This window comes from Klebsiella sp. OBRC7 (assembly GCF_000293135.1).
GTDB lineage: Bacteria > Pseudomonadota > Gammaproteobacteria > Enterobacterales > Enterobacteriaceae > Klebsiella > Klebsiella michiganensis.
This window is the reverse complement of the sequence record NZ_ALNJ01000012.1, coordinates 1-1,193: the sequence shown is the minus strand read 5'-3', so window position 1 is coordinate 1,193 and position 1,193 is coordinate 1. Positions and strand designations below refer to the sequence as shown.

Annotated in this window: 2 protein-coding genes; both read left to right on the top strand. The window is 55.7% G+C overall.

Going from position 1 to position 1,193, the window contains the following annotated elements:
• On the top strand, positions 1 to 438 hold a 438-nt coding region (locus tag HMPREF1144_RS02285), incomplete at its 5' end, for a TraX family protein (RefSeq protein WP_042926864.1).
• A 156-nt stretch (positions 439 to 594) separates the two neighbouring features.
• On the top strand, positions 595 to 1,185 hold the full coding sequence (locus HMPREF1144_RS02280; protein ID WP_009651737.1) for a fertility inhibition protein FinO: 591 nt from the start codon (positions 595 to 597) through the stop codon (positions 1,183 to 1,185).
• Positions 1,186 to 1,193: the final 8 nt, after the last annotated feature.

Sequence of the window (1,193 nt, the reverse complement as noted above, 5' to 3'; positions counted from 1 at the left end):
TTTATTCTCATCGGGTACCCGTGGTACATGGGGAATATCCTGTTTAGCTTTGCGGTCACCGGCCAGGCGCTGCGCTGGTTCAGTCTGCAGACCCGCAATGATATTCTGCTGGCGATCGCCATTGTAGTGGCCTGGCTCCCCTTATCTGCCGACAGCTACGGTCTGGCCGGGGTCTTCATGCTGATCAACAGCTGGCGGCTTTGTCGGGCGAAAGAGCCTGTAGAACGGATCGGGTATGCCGTGCTGTGGGCTGTCATGGTACTACTGATGAATGCCCATGATATTACCCAGGCCATTGCCAGCCTGATGGTCGCTTTGCTGGCCCTGGCGGTCTGTTCTGACCTCGGTCGTTCTGTTCCGCGCTTCTGGCCGCGGCACTTTTTTGTGATGTTTTATGCCGTGCATCTGGCGGTGCTGGGGATAGTGGCGACGATGTAAAAAAAAACCGGACAGAGGTCCGGGGAGCGGGAACAGTATCCGTAAGTGTGACAAAGGGAACATCATCGCTGTGACCAGTGCAGCCTGAGATGAAACGATGATGCCGTTAGCGTATCGTATACCCCAGACCTGAAGCTTTAATTGATATGGCCCCTTATGAGTGAAGAAAAACGTCCGGTACTGAGCCTGAAACGCAAACCAGCCACAGATAATGCAGGAGCGAACAACAACACGGGCACCCCTGATGTTGTGGTGCGCCGCAAAAAAGTGGTGGTGGTGTCGACCCCGCCCGCCTGGAAGGTCAAAAAAGAGAAGCTTGAGAAAAAGGCCGCTGAAGCCGCAGCGCGAAAAACTGTGCCGGTCATGGCCAAAGCCTTAAAGGTACCGCCTCCGGTCCGGTATCTCCGCTTACTGCCTCCGGAACAGGCCATCATGACTCTGAAGGCATTCTGGCCACAGTTGTTCGACGGTGACTCACCCCGTCTGCTGGCGACGGGGATGCGTGAACAGCTGTTTGCCGATATCGCGGGGCGCGACCTGCCGCTGTCGCATAAACAGGTGATTAAGTGCCTGAAAAGCCTGACCCGGTCGGCAGGTTATCTGTCCCGGATGCGGGAAGGTGCCTCCCGCTATGACCTGCAGGGGAATGTGGTGGCTACGGTCACTGCTGATGAAGCGCACTACGCCAGTGAGCGCATGATGAAAGAGCTGTTACGCGCTGAACGAAAGATGAGTCAGACCGTTTAATTCTTTTC